We start from the raw sequence: 14,180 nt of genomic DNA, 5'->3' as shown, positions 1-14,180 counted from the left end.
GGTGGGCCGAAGCAGCCGTGAGGAACGGAAAGGAAGGTCGCGCGTGTCGCAGGATTCCGATGTCATCAGCCGCAGCGAGGAGGAGCTCGTCGCCGGTCTCAACCCGCAGCAGGCCGAGGCCGTGCGGTACCGCGGACCGGCCCTGCTCATCGGAGCGGGCGCGGGCTCAGGCAAGACGCGGGTGCTGACGCGCCGCATTGCCTGGCTGCTCAGCGAGATCGGGGTCTGGCCAGGACAGATCCTCGCCATCACCTTCACGAACAAGGCCGCCGGGGAGATGCGCGAGAGGCTGGGCAGACTCGTCGGTCCCGCCGCCCAGCGCATGTGGGTGTCGACCTTCCATTCGGCCTGCGTGAGGATTTTGCGGCGCGACGGCAGATCCATCGGACTGTCCTCCGGGTTCTCCATCTACGACTCGGCGGACAGCGAGCGCCTCGTCAAGAACATCTGCACCGACCTCAACGTCGACGTCAAGCGCTTCACGCCGCGCAGCGTGCTGGCGCGGATATCCGACTCCAAGAACGCGCTGAGGGACTGGCGACGCGACCTGGCGGAGCATGCGCCCGACTACCGTCCCGGACAGCGCGGCTATCATCTCGGACGTCCCGACGACATGGACGCGCTGGTGGCCGTCGTCCATGCCGAGTACCAGCACCGGCTGTCGCTGGCGAACGCCGTCGACTTCGACGACCTCATCTCCCGCACGATCGAGCTGCTGCGCGCGGATGCCGAGGTCGCCGAACGCTATCGCCGGAAGTTCCGCTACATCCTCGTCGACGAGTACCAGGACACCAACCACGCCCAGTACGAGCTCATCCGCGAACTGGCGGGGGTCGACTCGGCCCCTGCGGAGGGAACAGGCGCGGCCTCCCCGGATCCGGCGTCCCGGGGCGCCGCGCGCGGTCCGGCATGGGTGACCGTCGTCGGCGACTCCGACCAGTCGATATACGCCTTCCGCGGCGCCGACATCAGCAACATCCAGGACTTCGACAAGGACTTCCCGCACGCCCGGGTCATCATGCTCGAGCAGAACTACCGCTCCACGCAGACCATCCTCGACGCGGCCAACGCGGTGATCGCCCGGAACCCGGGACGGCGTCCCAAGAAGCTGTGGACGGCGGCCGGCAAGGGGAAGCCGATCGTCGGCTACGCGGCGGACGACGAGCGTCAGGAGGCCTCGTGGATCGCCCGCGAGATCGCCCGTCTGCGCGGCGAGGACGAGGTGTCCTACTCCGACGTCGCCATCATGTACCGGGCCAACGCCCAGTCCCGTCCCCTGGAGGAGGGACTCATCAACGCCGGAATCCCCTACCAGCTCATCGGAGGCACACGCTTCTACGAGCGGCGGGAGGTGAAGGACGCGCTGGCGTACCTGCAGGCCGTCGCCAACCCCGTCGACGACGTCAACATGCGCCGCATCCTCAACGTTCCCAAGCGCGGCCTCGGGGCCCGCGCCGAGGCCCTCGTCCTGGGATGGGCGGGCGAGCATGGCATGAGCTTCTGGGACGGCATCCTCCATCTCGAGGACATCGAGGGGATGCCCACGAGGACCGCGCGTCTGCTCACCGACTTCCGGGCGCTGCTCGACCATCTCGCCGACGTCGCCCGCGAGAACGACGCGCATCCGTCGCGGATCATCGAGGAGACGCTGTCCTCCACGGGTCTGCTCGACGAGCTGAGACGCTCGGAGGACCCTCAGGACGCCTCGCGCGTGGACAACCTTTCCCAGCTGCAGTCCGTGGCGGCCGAATACGAGCAGAACACCCCCGACGCCACGCTCGCCGGGTTCCTCGAGACCACGGCTCTCGTGGCGGATGCCGACCAGCTTCCCGATGAAGGGGACGACAGCGGCAAGGTCACGCTGATGACGCTGCACACCGCCAAGGGGCTCGAATACCCGGTCGTCTTCCTCAGCGGCATGGAGCAGGGGACCTTCCCCCACTCGCGCTCGCTGGATGACGAGGATGAGCTCGCCGAGGAGCGCCGCCTCGCCTATGTCGGGATCACTCGGGCCCGGCGTCGTCTCTACGTCACGCGCGCCGGCGTGAGGTCGCAGTGGGGCCGAAGCGCCGAGATGCTGCCCAGCCAGTTCCTCGATGAGATTCCCGACGAGCTCGTCGAGTGGAAGCGCCGCGAGACCTCCACGGGCGCGCTTCGCGGCGATGACGAGTTCGGCGCGGGCGGAGGCTGGGATGACGAGGGGGAAGCGTCGTACGGGTCCTCCTACGGGTCGCATGGCTCCCAGGGCTCCCGCGGCTCGTCCTACGGGTCGGGTTCCGGCCATTCGGCGGGATGGGGCTCGTCCTCCGGCCGCCGCGTCGGATCGGGCTCCTATGGCTCGTATTCCTCCCGGTCGCGTTCCTCGTCGGATTCCCCGTCGACCTACGGCCACGGGCGGCCGTCCTCGACGGTTTCCGTGCGGCGCGCGTCGGCGACGTCCCACGCCTCCACGGCGGATTCCGACAACCACCTCGACATCGCCGACTTCTCCGCCGGCGACCGCGTCACCCATGACAGATACGGGCTGGGCACGGTCGTCGGCGTCCAGGACAAGGGCCGCAACTCCGTCATCACCGTCGACTTCGGTTCAGGCGGGACCAAAAGGCTGATGCTGCGCGTCGCCCCCATCGAGAAGCTCTGATGGTCGAGCTCCGGCTGCCTCCCAGCGTGCGTTTCCGCAGGTCGCCACGCGGTGATAGTCTGTGAAATCGTGTCCGCCGCAGTGGCGGACGCTGTCTGGAGCCTTGGCCCGTCAGTGGGTCGGCGGCCCTGTGGCCGTTCGTGCATGGCACGGGAAGCACTGGAGAGGCTGGCTCGGCGGGGATCCTCAGGAATCCGCGTCACGTTCAGATAACGACAGAAGCAAAGGAAGAACATGACCAACGTTCAACGGTCACGCCGTCAGGTCCGCCTGTCGCGCGCACTGGGAATCGCGCTGACCCCCAAGGCCCAGCGCATCTTCGAGAAGCGTCCCTACGCCCCGGGCGAGCACGGCCGCACCCGTCGTCGCACCGAGTCCGACTACGCCGTCCGTCTGCGCGAGAAGCAGCGTCTGCGCGCCCAGTACGGCCTCTCCGAGAAGCAGCTTCGCGCCGTCTATGAGAAGGGCACCCACACCGCCGGCCAGACCGGCACCGCCATGCTCGTCGACCTCGAGACGCGTCTCGACGCCCTCGTGCTGCGCGCCGGGTTCGCCCGCACCACCGCACAGGCCCGTCAGTACGTCGTGCACCGCCACATCCTCGTCGACGGCGTCATCGTCGACCGTCCGTCCTACAGGGTCAAGCCCGGCCAGACCATCCAGGTCAAGGCGAAGAGCCAGATCCTCGTGCCGTTCCAGATCGCGGCCGAGGGCGTGCACCGCGACGTCCTGCCGGCGGTCCCCGGCTACCTGGACGTCACGCTCACCTCCCTGAAGGCCACGCTGCTGCGCAAGCCCGAACCGGAGGAGATTCCCGTGCAGGTCAACATCCAGTACGTCGTCGAGTTCTACGCTCGCTGACCCATCGGATTCCTTCCGCGCCCCCGGAGCCGTCAGGCCCGGGGGCGCGGTCGTATTCGTATTCGGAGCAGGGAGTCTTCCGGCGCCCGGATGTCAGGGGAGGGGACGTCAGTCGCCGATGACGGCGCCGACGATGCCCGACACCACCGCCATGATGAGTGATCCGATCACCGACCACCAGAACCCGTCGATCCAGACCCCCACTCCGAACAGGGTGAGGGCCAGCCAGGACGCCAGCTCCATGAACAGCCAGTTGATGATGAGGGCGACAAGCCCGAAGCTGAGAATCGAGAACGGCAGGGCCAGAACGTGCACCACCGGCTTGATCGAGGCGTTGATGAGGGCGAGGAAGAAGGCGAAGGCCGCCACACCCAGCACCGCCGGGCTTCCGATGGGACGCATGCCTGGGAGCAGGGCGACCATGACGCCGGCGGCGATGGTCAGGACGACCCAGCGGGTGAGGAAGGAGGACATGCCCCCGATTATGCCAGCACCACCGGTCCTGCCTGCTTCAAAGCCGTCCGCTTCGGAGCCGCTCCGTCCCTCCCGTGCGAGAGTTCGAGGTCGGAACGCGGCGTAGGGGTCGGCCGCGGCGAGGCCGCGGCCGTCGCGCACGGTGCGATAATGGGCCGCATGCTCCTCCATCTTCATCTCGTCCGCCATGGCCAGACCTACTTCAACCGCTACAACCGGCTGCAGGGTTGGTCGAACTCCCCGCTCACCGAGAAGGGGCTGGAGGACGCCCGACGCGCGGCGGAGAGGCTGTCAGGGGTCGATCTTGCCGCCGCCTTCTGCTCGGACACCACGCGGGCCATGCAGACCGCGACGATGATCCTCGACCGCAACGAGGCGGCGGGGCATCGACGTCCCCCTCTGGTGGCGGACATGCATTTCCGCGAGCAGTTCTACGGCTACTTCGAAGGCCAGGACATGTCCATGGCATGGTGGGCCGCGGGGGCGCCGCATGGCGCACCCACCTACGCGCAGATCGTCGCTGAGCACGGCCTCGGCGCCACGCGCGACTTCCTCAAGGACGCCGACCCCTTCCACGACGCGGAGTCCGACGCGGAGTACTGGACGCGCATCGAGGGAGGATTCGCGCTTATCGCAGCCGCCCCCGGGCTGCAGGACGGCGACCACGTCCTGCAGATATCGCACGGCAACACCCTGCTCAGCCTGATGAACCGCTTCGCGCCCCAGGGGCATGACCTCACGCATCGTCCGGCCAACGGCAGCGTCACGGACATGGACTTCGACACGGGGCTTCCCCTTGACCGGGCGGTGAGGGTGGTCTCGTACGACGCCTGAACGCGCGAGGGGACGTGTGGAGGGCGTCGCGGCGGGAGTCTAGAGTGAGTCGGGTCCGGGAAAGCGGAGCGGTGCAGCGCCGCTCCGACAGAAGAACAGGGGTGCATATGGATGTTGGAGACATCGCCGGTCTGATCGCCGCCATCGCTTTCGCCATCCTCGCCGGCTTCCTCATCTATCCGCTCATCCGGCTCGGCAGGCTTTTCGACCAGATCGCGGAAACCGTGCGCGAATCCGGCGACCATGCCATCCCGGCGCTTGACGAGGGCGTGACCACCGTCAGGCAGATCAACCGTTCGCTCGAGGACGTCAACAGGATCTCGGCGGCGGCCTCGTCCACGGCGAATTCCGTGGGGGCGCTGGCCGACCTGTACGGGTCCTTCCTCGGCAAGCCGATCATCAAGGCGGCATCCGCCCTCTACGCGGTGCGGCAGACGCTGCGCTCCTTCCTCTCAGGACGCCGAGGCGATGGCTCGTCCCGGAACGCGGAATCGCCTGACGCCTCCGCCGAGGGCAGGGGAACCGGATCAGTCGCATCCGCGTCGTCGACTCGCAAGGGGGAGTGAGTGATGGGCAGGCGAGCGTTCTGGCTTCTCGTCGGCATGGTCGCCGGCGTCATCGTCGTCTCGAAGGCACGGGCCTACGTGAAGGCCAACACCCCGCAGACCGTGCGGCGGGTGCTCGACGGCAGGGAATCCGACAACACGGTCATTCGCACCGTCGTGGGTCTCGTCGAGGAGTTCAACGCCGCTCGCCTTGCGCGCGAGGCCGAGCTCAACAGGCGCTACGGGGGATCGATCTAGTCCTCCAGGTCCCGGGGCCGCCCGTGACGGCCATGCCCGGGCGTCAGCACGTATCAGCAATCCGATAGGAACAAGGAGTCAATCCGCGCATGCGCACCTCGGAAATCGCCAGACGCTTCCTCACGTACTTCGAAAGCCAGGGGCATATGGTCGTGCCCTCGGCCTCTCTGATCTCCCCGAATCCCACCACGCTGTTCACCATCGCCGGCATGGTGCCGTTCATCCCGTATCTGCTCGGCGAACAGACGCCTCCGTCGAAGCGCATGGCCTCGAACCAGAAATGCGTACGCACCCTCGACATCGACGAGGTCGGCAAGACCACGCGCCACGGCACCTTCTTCCAGATGCTCGGCAACTTCTCCTTCGGCGACTACTTCAAGCAGGAGGCCATCCATTTCGCCTGGGAGCTGCTCACCGCCCCGCAGGACAAGGGCGGATACGGCTTCGACCCCGAACTGCTGTGGGTGACGACCTTCACGGACGACGAGGAGGCCCGCTCCCTGTGGCGCAACGAGGGCTTCGACCCGGCGCATATGCAGGTGTTCGGGATGGAGGACAACTTCTGGACCACGGGCGGCCCCGGCCCCGGCGGCCCCTGCTCGGAGATCTACGTGGACCGCGGCCCGGAATACGGCCGCGACGGCGGCCCCGCGGCGGACGAGAACCGGTTCATCGAGATCTGGGACCTCGTCTTCGAGAACTACGAGGTCGACAACGTGAAGTCCAAGACGGACCTGCACATCGTCGGCGAGCTCGAGAACAAGAACATCGACACGGGAGCCGGCCTCGAACGTCTGGCCTACCTCATGCAGGGCAAGCAGAACATCTACGAGACGGACGAGGTGTATCCCGTCATCGCGGCGGCGGAGAGGCTTGCGGGCAGGCACTACGGGGAGGACGCCGACGCCGACGTCCGCTTCCGCGTCGTCGCCGACCATGTGCGCTCGGCGCTGATGATCATGAGCGACGGCATCCGTCCGAGCAACGTCGGCCGCGGCTACGTGCTGCGCCGCCTGCTGCGCCGCACCGTGCGCTCCATGCGCATGCTCGGCGTGCGCGACGCCGTCATGCCGGAGCTGCTGCCCGTCTCGCGGGACGCGATGATCCCCAGCTACCCCGAGCTCGCCAACACCTTCCACGAGGTGTACGAATCGGCCTGCGGCGAGGAGGACGCCTTCCGCCACACCCTCGAGAACGGCACCACGATCCTCGACGTGGCCGTCTCGAAGGCGAGGGATTCACGCGGCGAGGTCTCCGGCGAGGACGCCTTCACCCTCCACGACACGTACGGATTCCCCATCGAACTGACCCTCGAGATGGCGGCGGAGCAGGGCGTGAAGGTCGACGAGCGCAGGTTCCGCGAGCTTATGGGCCAGCAGAAGTCCCGCGCGCGCGCGGATGCGCTGAAGAAGCGGCACAACGTGGACCTCAGTGTCTACGACGACTTCCGCAAGACCCTGGCGGCCCCCATCGACTTCCTCGGCTACACCCGGCATTCCAGCCGGTCGTCGGTGATCGGGATCATCCAGGAGGGCAGGGGCTCCGTCCCGGCCGTGACCGGACCGGCCAACGTCGAGGTCATCCTCGACCGCACCCCCTTCTACGCCGAGGCCGGCGGACAGCTCGCCGACCAGGGTCAGATCATCTCCGACGAGGGCGCTGTGCTCGAGGTCGACGACGTGCAGAAGCCGATCAAGGACCTCATCGTCCATCGGTGCAGGCTCACCGAGGGCACCCTGGTTCTCGGCGCCCAGGTCAACGCGACCATCGACGAGGCCAGACGCGGCGCCATAGCCCGGTCCCATACCGCCACCCATATGGTTCACAAGGCCCTGCGCGAGGAGCTCGGCCCCCAGGCCACCCAGCGCGGGTCCGAGGACGCCCCGAACCGTCTGCGCTTCGACTTCCAGTGGTCCAAGGCGCCGGGCCGGCAGGCCATGGACGTCGTGGAGGCGCGCGTCAACGAGAAGCTGCGCGACAATCTCGCCGTCACCACCACGGAGATGACGTTCGACGACGCGATCACCCTGGGCGCGATGCATCTGTTCGGCGAGAAGTACGGTGACGTCGTCCGCGTCGTCTCCATCGGCGAGGACGGGTGGAGCCGCGAGCTGTGCGGCGGGACCCACGTCGACCACGTCGGCAAGATCGGCGCCATCAGCATCATGTCCGAAGCCTCCATCGGCTCCGGCGTCCGGCGCGTGGACGCGGTGGTGGGGCAGGGCGCGTACGAGTTCGGCGCCCGTGAGCACGCCCTCGTCTCCCAGCTGTCGGATTCGCTGAACGCGCGTCCCGACGAGCTCGCGTCGCGCGTGGCCGCCCTCCTCGACAAGCTCAAGGAATCTGACAGAAGACTGTCCGCCATGTACGAGAGCCGTCTCGCGGAGGCCGTTCCGGGAATCGTCGACAAGGCCCGGGATTCGACGGGCGGTATAGTCCTCGCCTCGGCCAACGTCGGTCATTTCGGGGCCTTTGACGCGCTGCGCCGCACGGTTCTTGACATCCGCGGCCGTCTCGGCGAGGACAGACCCGTCGTGGTCGCCCTCGCCGGCGTCAGCGACGAGGACCGGCCGATGGTCGCCGTCGCGACGAACGAGGCGGCGCGCGCCACCGGACTGCGCGCCGGTGACCTGGTCAAGGACGCGTCCAGGGTTCTGGGCGGAGGCGGCGGCGGACGTCCTGACTTCGCCCAGGGGGGAGGAGCGGATCCCGCCAAGGTGGATGCCGCGCTGCAGGGGCTTTCGGACGCCATCGGCCGGAGGCGGTGACCCGGGTGTCGGTCTGGCTCGGCGTGGACCTCGGTGACGCGCGGGTCGGTCTCGCGATGTCCGATCCGGAGCTGACGCTTGCCCATCCGGCCGGTGACATCGAGGCCTTTGGCGACTCCTTCCGCGCCCTGGACGCCGTCCTCGACGTCATCAGGGGCTTCGACGTCTCCCGTGTGGTCATCGGTCTCCCTCTGCTTCTCAACGGTGAGGAGGGGTCCAGCGCGCATAAGGCCCGCCGATGGGGGCGGAGCCTGGGACGGCGTCTGGAGATGAGTCCGCAGGGTTCGGCGGAGCCGTCGGACTCGACATGGTCACCGGCGGGAGGCGGCTTTCCGGCCATCGTCTTCCAGGATGAAAGACTGAGCACGGTCACGGCGCACGGGCATCTGCGGCAGGCGAGCATCGACGGTCGCCGTCACCGCCCGTTCGTCGACCAGGAGTCAGCGGTCATCATCCTTCAGTCGGCGCTGGACGCCACGACGGGGAATCCGCCAAGGAAAGGGGACTTGCATGTCGGATAGCAGCACGCCGGGAGGCGCGACCGGTTCCGATGACTCCGGGTGGAGAGGCGGCTTCCGCGAGTCCTCCGGGGATGCGCCCACCGGGAGGTTCCCTGCCGTCGGCGGCGGCACCGTCGCTTCGGGGGATGAGAGTGCCCCCACGCCGTCGGCTCCCGATGGGCAGGCGACGGATGACGAAGCCCCCGTGGACCTCGGCGAATTCTTCGACAGCCATGCGGAATGGACCGCTGACGACTCCGTCCCTCCGACGCCGCCGGCAATCCACGACGATGCGCATCGCGAGCAACTCCGGACCCCGTCCCCGGCCATCGGGTCTCGTCGGTCCGAGCGCATGCGCCAGCGTCGTCATCGTCGCCGCCGCGGCCGCGTCATCGTCATCGTCGTCGTTGCGGCGGTCATCCTGTCGCTGCTCGTCATAGGCGTCCACGCCGGATACCGGACGCTGTCCCAGTGGAGGGTCGGCATGGCCTCCTCGACGTCGACAAGTCTCGACTATCCGGGTCCCGGAACAGGAAGCGTCGAGTTCACCGTGGCCACCGGCGAAGGCGTGAGCTCCGTCGCCGAGCGTCTGGTGAAGGCCTCCGTCGTCAAGACCGCCGACGCGTTCTCCAGCGTCGTGGCCGCCAACGGCAGCACCCTCTACCCCGGCACCTACGAGCTGAAAAGGCATATGTCCGCCTCCGACGCGGTCGCCATCCTGTCCGACCAGAGCAAGGCCCAGGGCGTGCTTCAGGTCAAGTCGGGGGAGAGAGTGTCCGAGGTCATCGCCGAGGCCGCGAAGCTGTCCGGCATCGCGCAGAAGGAGTTCACGTCGATCGTCGATTCCGGCGGCAGCGGCATTCTTCCCTCCGAGGCCAACGGGAAGTTCGAGGGATGGCTGGAGCCGGGAAGCTATGACGTGAAGTCGGCGAAGTCCGCGTCCGCCATCCTCTCCTCCATGGTCAAGGCCCGCATCACCAAGCTCGATTCCCTCGGGGTGCCGACGGGTTCGCAGCGCGAGAAGATCCTCATCATGGCCTCCATCGCCGAATCGGAGGTGAACTCCGACCAGTACTACGGCAAAGTGGTGCGCGTCATCCTCAATCGCCTCGACAAGGGCATGAACCTGGGAATGGACACCACGGTCGCCTATGGGCTGGGAATCAAGGCCAGCCAGCTCACCGACGCGATGCTCGCCGACACCGGCAACGCCTACAACACGCGTGTTCACGCGGGCCTCCCGCCCGGCCCCATCAGCAATCCGGGCGACGAGGCCCTTCAGGCCGCGCTGAGCCCGCCCTCGGGGGACTGGCTGTACTTCGTCACGACGAATCTCACGACGGGGGAGACGAAGTTCGCGACCACGGAGGACGAGTTCTGGAAGATCCGCGAGGAGTACAAGAACTCGAACAGCGACGCCAACTAGACGCCGCATCGGGTTCCGCGGCGACGTTCGACGGACCGCCCCCGCCTCCCCCAGGCGGTACGATGGGCTCGGTGCCGATCCGGCGGGATGACGCCGTCGACGGGCGAGTTCCAGGGATGATCCCTGTGGGCCGCATCGCCCGGTCCCGTACCGCGAGAGTGGCGACCCATGATGCGGAACGGGATGGTCCATGGACATCCCGCCCATGGACCCGTCACGAGAAGACGATCCTGCCGGAACCGGCAGGGAAGCGACGAAGGAGCTGAACGGATGCTGCGCTGGCAGACCGCTGGGGAATCGCACGGCGAGGCGCTTGTCGCCATGATCGAGGGGCTGCCGAGCGGCGTGGCCGTCAGAACCGACGATGTGGTGAGGGCCCTTGCGCGTCGTCGTCTCGGATACGGCCGCGGGTCGCGGATGGGATTCGAGAAGGATCGCGTAAGGCTGCTCACCGGGGTGCGCCACGGACTGACCCTTGGATCCCCCGTGGCCCTGGAGATCGGGAACACCGAATGGCCGAAATGGACCGAGGTGATGAGCGTCGACCCGCTTGGGCATGAGCTTGCGCCCACCGGCCGCAACGCCCCGCTGACCCGGCCGAGACCAGGGCATGCGGACCTGACGGGGATGCGCAAATACGCCCTGGATGACGCCCGTCCCGTTCTCGAACGCTCCAGCGCCCGTGAGACCGCCTCCCGTGTCGCCCTGGGAGCCATCGCGGCGGATTTCCTCGAGCAGTGCCTGTCCATTCGCACCGTCGCCCATGTCGTCGCCCTGGGCGGTGAATCCGTCGGCTCCGACGCCCCTCTTCCCACGCCGGACGATGCGGACGCCCTCGACGCCTCACCCGTCCGCACCCTGGACAAGGACGCCGAACGCCGGATGATGGCGAGGATCGATGAGGCGAAGTCCGATGCGGACACCGTCGGCGGCGTCGTTGAGGTCATCGCCTATGGCGTCCCGGCCGGGCTGGGCACCTACGTCGAATCCGACCGGCGTCTCGACGCCGCACTGGCGGCCGCTCTCATGGGCATCCAGGCGATCAAGGGCGTGGAGGTCGGCGACGGTTTCCTCGAGGCCGAGAGGTTCGGGTCCCAGGCGCATGACGAGATGGTGCCGGGAGACGACGGTCGCATCACCAGGCTGAGCAACAGGGCCGGCGGCATCGAGGGGGGGATGTCCAACGGACAGCCCATCCGCGTCCGCGCCGCCATGAAGCCGATCCCATCCATCCCTCGCGCGCTGAGGACGGTGGACGTGGCGACGGGGGAGGAGGCCAGGGCCATCAACCAGCGCTCCGACACGACCGCCGTTCCCGCCGCCGCCGTGGTGGCGGAGGCCATGGTCCGACTCACCCTGGCGCGTTTCGTCCTCGCGAAGTTCGGCGGGGACAGCCTGGCCGAGACCTCGCGCAACGCACGGACGTACCTCGCCTCCTGGCCGGAGCATATGCGCTGAGCCGGCGCCGTGGACGGAACGGACGAGACGATGCGGAAGGACGGTCGACGGGGATGACGAGGACGCGACGCCCGGCGCATGTCCCGGCGGGGATGCCGGGACGGCCCCGCGCGGTGATCATCGGGATGCCCGGAGCCGGGAAGACCCGCATCGGACGCGAAACCGCAAGGATGCTCGACGTCGACTTCCATGATTCGGATGCGCGGATCGAGCATGAGTCCGGGGAGAGGATTCCCGACTACTTCGATCGGCACGGCGAGGCCTCCTTCCGCCGGCTCGAATCCAGGATCGTCATGCGGATGCTCGCCTCCTGCGACGGGATCCTCTCCCTCGGCGGAGGGGCGCCCATGACCCCGAGCGTCCAGGACGCCCTGAGGACCTATGTCCGCGACGGGGGAACGCTTGTGTACCTGCAGGCGGACCCGCATGAGGCGATGGAGCGTGCGGTAAGGGCCGGCGGGCGTCCCATGCTGGCCGGGGACGCGCGACGCCGATGGCGAAGCCTGTATGAACGACGCGACCCCGTCTTCGACGCCCTCGCCACCGTCCATGTGAGAACACAGAGGTCGTCGCCCGCCGCGGCGGCCAGAAAGCTGGTGGAGATGATCTCCCAGAAGGTCGTCCATGTTCCCGTCGATGGCGGGAGCGACTACGACGTGCGCATCGGCGTCGATGCCATGGAATCGCTGTCCGAATCCCTCGGCGCGTCCACGATGAGGGTCGCCCTCGTCCATTCCACGCCGGTGCAGCGCCATGCCGACAGGGCCCGGGCCCTGCTGCGTCGGTCTGGTTATGAGGTCGCCGAGATCGTCATCCCCGACGCCGAGGCCGGCAAGACGGTCCAGGTCGCCGACGGGGTCTGGAGCCGTCTGGCGGATGAGGGATTCACGCGCTCGGACGCCATCGTCGGACTCGGGGGAGGGGCCGCGACGGATCTGGCGGGCTTCGCGGCCGCCACCTGGATGCGAGGCATCCGCTACGTCAACTGCCCCACGTCCCTGCTGGCGATGGTCGACGCCTCGACCGGCGGCAAGACCGGCGTCAACATCCCGCAGGGCAAGAACCTCGTGGGCTCCTTCTTCACCCCGACGGCCGTGCTCGCTGACCTGAGGACCCTGGTCTCCCTGCCGCGTGACGTCTTCGTCGAAGGGCTTGGCGAGGTCGCCAAATCCGGCCTCATCAGCGACGTCGGCATGCTTGGCACGCTGCGAGACCACGCCGACGGTCTCAGGAACTTCGACGGCCCCTCCCTGGCGGGCACCCCTCTCGAGGACGTCGTCGCCGAGCTCATCGAACGCACCGTTCGCGTCAAGGTGCACCATGTGGCCACCGACCTGCGGGAGTCCGGACTGCGCGAGTTCCTCAACTACGGGCACACCCTGGGACACGCCATCGAGCAGATCGAGCATTTCCGGTGGCGCCATGGCAACGCGGTGGCGGTGGGCTGCGTCTTCGCCGCCGAGCTGTCGAACGTCCTCGGACTCCTCGACGAGTCCGACGTCGCCCTCCATCGCGAGCTGCTGTCCTCCCTGGGGCTTCCCGTGTCCTGGTCCGGCGGCGACTGGCCGACGGTGCTCGAGCTCATGCATCATGACAAGAAGGCGCGAGGCAACACCCTGCGATTCGTCATCCTCGAATCCATCGGCCATCCCCGTCACCTCGACGACCCGCCGCTGGACGCGGTCCACGAGGCCTTCGAGAGAATCCGCGGCTGACCGTCACGGAGCCCGGGACCCACTCTCGGAATCATCCGGGGAAAACGGTTCCCGCAATCCGAACGGGTGGAGACGAATTCGTGAGGTCTTCGAAATCCGTGAAGGGATGCGGATGACGAGTGGCTTCGGGGAAGCAGGACGGAACGGACATGACACACATGACACACATGACACAACGGATAGGACGGATAGGGGAGGACATGAACGATTCAGGCACGACCATACCGGCCATGGCGTCATCCGATTCCATGAAGGACGTGGCCGGGAAGAAGCCCGTGCGCGTCATCGTCGTCAACGGCCCCAATCTGGGACGTCTCGGCGTCCGTCAGCCCGATGTGTATGGCCATCAGGATCTGGCCGAGCTCGCCACGATCTGCACGGTATGGGGCCGCGATCTGGGTCTGGACGTGGAGGTGCGTCAGACCGACGACGAGGCCGAGATGGTCCGTTGGATGCATCGGGCCGTGGACGAGCACACCCCGGTGGTGATGAACCCGGCCGCCTTCACGCACTACAGCTACGCCCTCGCCGACGCGGCCCATATGGTGGGGGACGCCGGTCTTCCGCTGATGGAGGTGCATATCTCCAATCCGGCTGCGCGCGACGAGTTCCGCAAGCGCAGCGTCATCTCTCCGGTCGCGACGGGTACGATCACGGGGCTCGGATTCCTCGGGTACCGGCTGGCTCTGGAGGCCGTGGC

General features: G+C 67.8%; 12 protein-coding genes. 11 read left to right on the top strand and 1 reads right to left on the bottom strand.

The window, feature by feature from the left end:
• Window positions 1-43: 43 nt before the first annotated feature.
• Window positions 44-2,641: a UvrD-helicase domain-containing protein gene (locus tag RWX87_RS05555; protein ID WP_314688420.1), complete on the top strand. Its 2,598-nt coding sequence runs from the start codon at window positions 44-46 to the stop codon at window positions 2,639-2,641.
• A gap of 234 nt (window positions 2,642-2,875) precedes the next feature.
• Window positions 2,876-3,502 (top strand): 30S ribosomal protein S4, encoded by a 627-nt coding sequence (gene rpsD / locus RWX87_RS05550; RefSeq protein ID WP_314688418.1) that lies wholly within the window; start codon window positions 2,876-2,878, stop codon window positions 3,500-3,502.
• A 108-nt stretch (window positions 3,503-3,610) separates the two neighbouring features.
• On the opposite strand, the gene RWX87_RS05545 is transcribed toward rpsD, so the two are convergent.
• Complete coding sequence (locus RWX87_RS05545) at window positions 3,611-3,976, bottom strand: phage holin family protein (protein WP_314688429.1); 366 nt, start codon at window positions 3,974-3,976, stop codon at window positions 3,611-3,613.
• Between the two features lie 159 nt (window positions 3,977-4,135).
• On the opposite strand from RWX87_RS05545, the gene RWX87_RS05540 reads away from it, so the two are divergent.
• The 9 genes from RWX87_RS05540 to RWX87_RS05500 form a co-directional block, all read left to right on the top strand.
• Window positions 4,136-4,810, top strand: coding sequence for a histidine phosphatase family protein (locus RWX87_RS05540; RefSeq protein ID WP_314688416.1), 675 nt, complete (start codon window positions 4,136-4,138; stop codon window positions 4,808-4,810).
• A gap of 107 nt (window positions 4,811-4,917) precedes the next feature.
• Window positions 4,918-5,376: a DUF948 domain-containing protein gene (locus RWX87_RS05535; protein WP_314688413.1), complete on the top strand. Its 459-nt coding sequence runs from the start codon at window positions 4,918-4,920 to the stop codon at window positions 5,374-5,376.
• 3 nt (window positions 5,377-5,379) lie between these two features.
• On the top strand, window positions 5,380-5,613 hold the full coding sequence (locus RWX87_RS05530; protein WP_314688410.1) for a hypothetical protein: 234 nt from the start codon (window positions 5,380-5,382) through the stop codon (window positions 5,611-5,613).
• Window positions 5,614-5,702: 89 nt separating this feature from the next.
• Entirely contained in the window at window positions 5,703-8,381 is a 2,679-nt protein-coding gene (gene alaS / locus RWX87_RS05525; RefSeq protein ID WP_314688408.1) for an alanine--tRNA ligase, read from the top strand.
• A 56-nt stretch (window positions 8,382-8,437) separates the two neighbouring features.
• Window positions 8,438-8,902: a RuvX/YqgF family protein gene (locus RWX87_RS05520; protein WP_399552317.1), complete on the top strand. Its 465-nt coding sequence runs from the start codon at window positions 8,438-8,440 to the stop codon at window positions 8,900-8,902.
• Window positions 8,892-10,307 (top strand): endolytic transglycosylase MltG, encoded by a 1,416-nt coding sequence (gene mltG, locus RWX87_RS05515; protein WP_314688406.1) that lies wholly within the window; start codon window positions 8,892-8,894, stop codon window positions 10,305-10,307. The genes RWX87_RS05520 and mltG overlap by 11 nt, the downstream gene beginning before the upstream one ends.
• Window positions 10,308-10,577: 270 nt before the next feature.
• The gene (gene aroC, locus RWX87_RS05510) at window positions 10,578-11,765 is read left to right on the top strand and encodes a chorismate synthase (protein WP_314688404.1); all 1,188 of its coding nucleotides are present in this window, start codon (window positions 10,578-10,580) and stop codon (window positions 11,763-11,765) included.
• Window positions 11,766-11,857: 92 nt separating this feature from the next.
• Window positions 11,858-13,480: a bifunctional shikimate kinase/3-dehydroquinate synthase gene (locus tag RWX87_RS05505; protein WP_314688425.1), complete on the top strand. Its 1,623-nt coding sequence runs from the start codon at window positions 11,858-11,860 to the stop codon at window positions 13,478-13,480.
• A 248-nt stretch (window positions 13,481-13,728) separates the two neighbouring features.
• The coding region (locus RWX87_RS05500; protein WP_314688422.1) for a type II 3-dehydroquinate dehydratase at window positions 13,729-14,180 on the top strand (452 nt) is incomplete at its 3' end.

This window comes from uncultured Bifidobacterium sp., from assembly GCF_963540075.1.
GTDB lineage: Bacteria > Actinomycetota > Actinomycetes > Actinomycetales > Bifidobacteriaceae > Bifidobacterium.
Note: the sequence above shows the minus strand (reverse complement) of the source record. Positions and strands in the feature narration are given on the sequence as shown.

Bases quoted from the DNA above. Each gene is read 5' to 3' on its own strand.
- rpsD (WP_314688418.1), top strand. From the start codon at position 2,876: ATGACCAACGTTCAACGGTCACGCCGTCAGGTCCGCCTGTCGCGCGCA.
- RWX87_RS05545 (WP_314688429.1), bottom strand. From the start codon at position 3,976: ATGTCCTCCTTCCTCACCCGCTGGGTCGTCCTGACCATCGCCGCCGGC.
- RWX87_RS05540 (WP_314688416.1), top strand. From the start codon at position 4,136: ATGCTCCTCCATCTTCATCTCGTCCGCCATGGCCAGACCTACTTCAAC.
- RWX87_RS05535 (WP_314688413.1), top strand. From the start codon at position 4,918: ATGGATGTTGGAGACATCGCCGGTCTGATCGCCGCCATCGCTTTCGCC.
- RWX87_RS05530 (WP_314688410.1), top strand. From the start codon at position 5,380: ATGGGCAGGCGAGCGTTCTGGCTTCTCGTCGGCATGGTCGCCGGCGTC.
- alaS (WP_314688408.1), top strand. From the start codon at position 5,703: ATGCGCACCTCGGAAATCGCCAGACGCTTCCTCACGTACTTCGAAAGC.
- RWX87_RS05520 (WP_399552317.1), top strand. From the start codon at position 8,438: ATGTCCGATCCGGAGCTGACGCTTGCCCATCCGGCCGGTGACATCGAG.
- mltG (WP_314688406.1), top strand. From the start codon at position 8,892: ATGTCGGATAGCAGCACGCCGGGAGGCGCGACCGGTTCCGATGACTCC.
- aroC (WP_314688404.1), top strand. From the start codon at position 10,578: ATGCTGCGCTGGCAGACCGCTGGGGAATCGCACGGCGAGGCGCTTGTC.
- RWX87_RS05505 (WP_314688425.1), top strand. From the start codon at position 11,858: ATGCCGGGACGGCCCCGCGCGGTGATCATCGGGATGCCCGGAGCCGGG.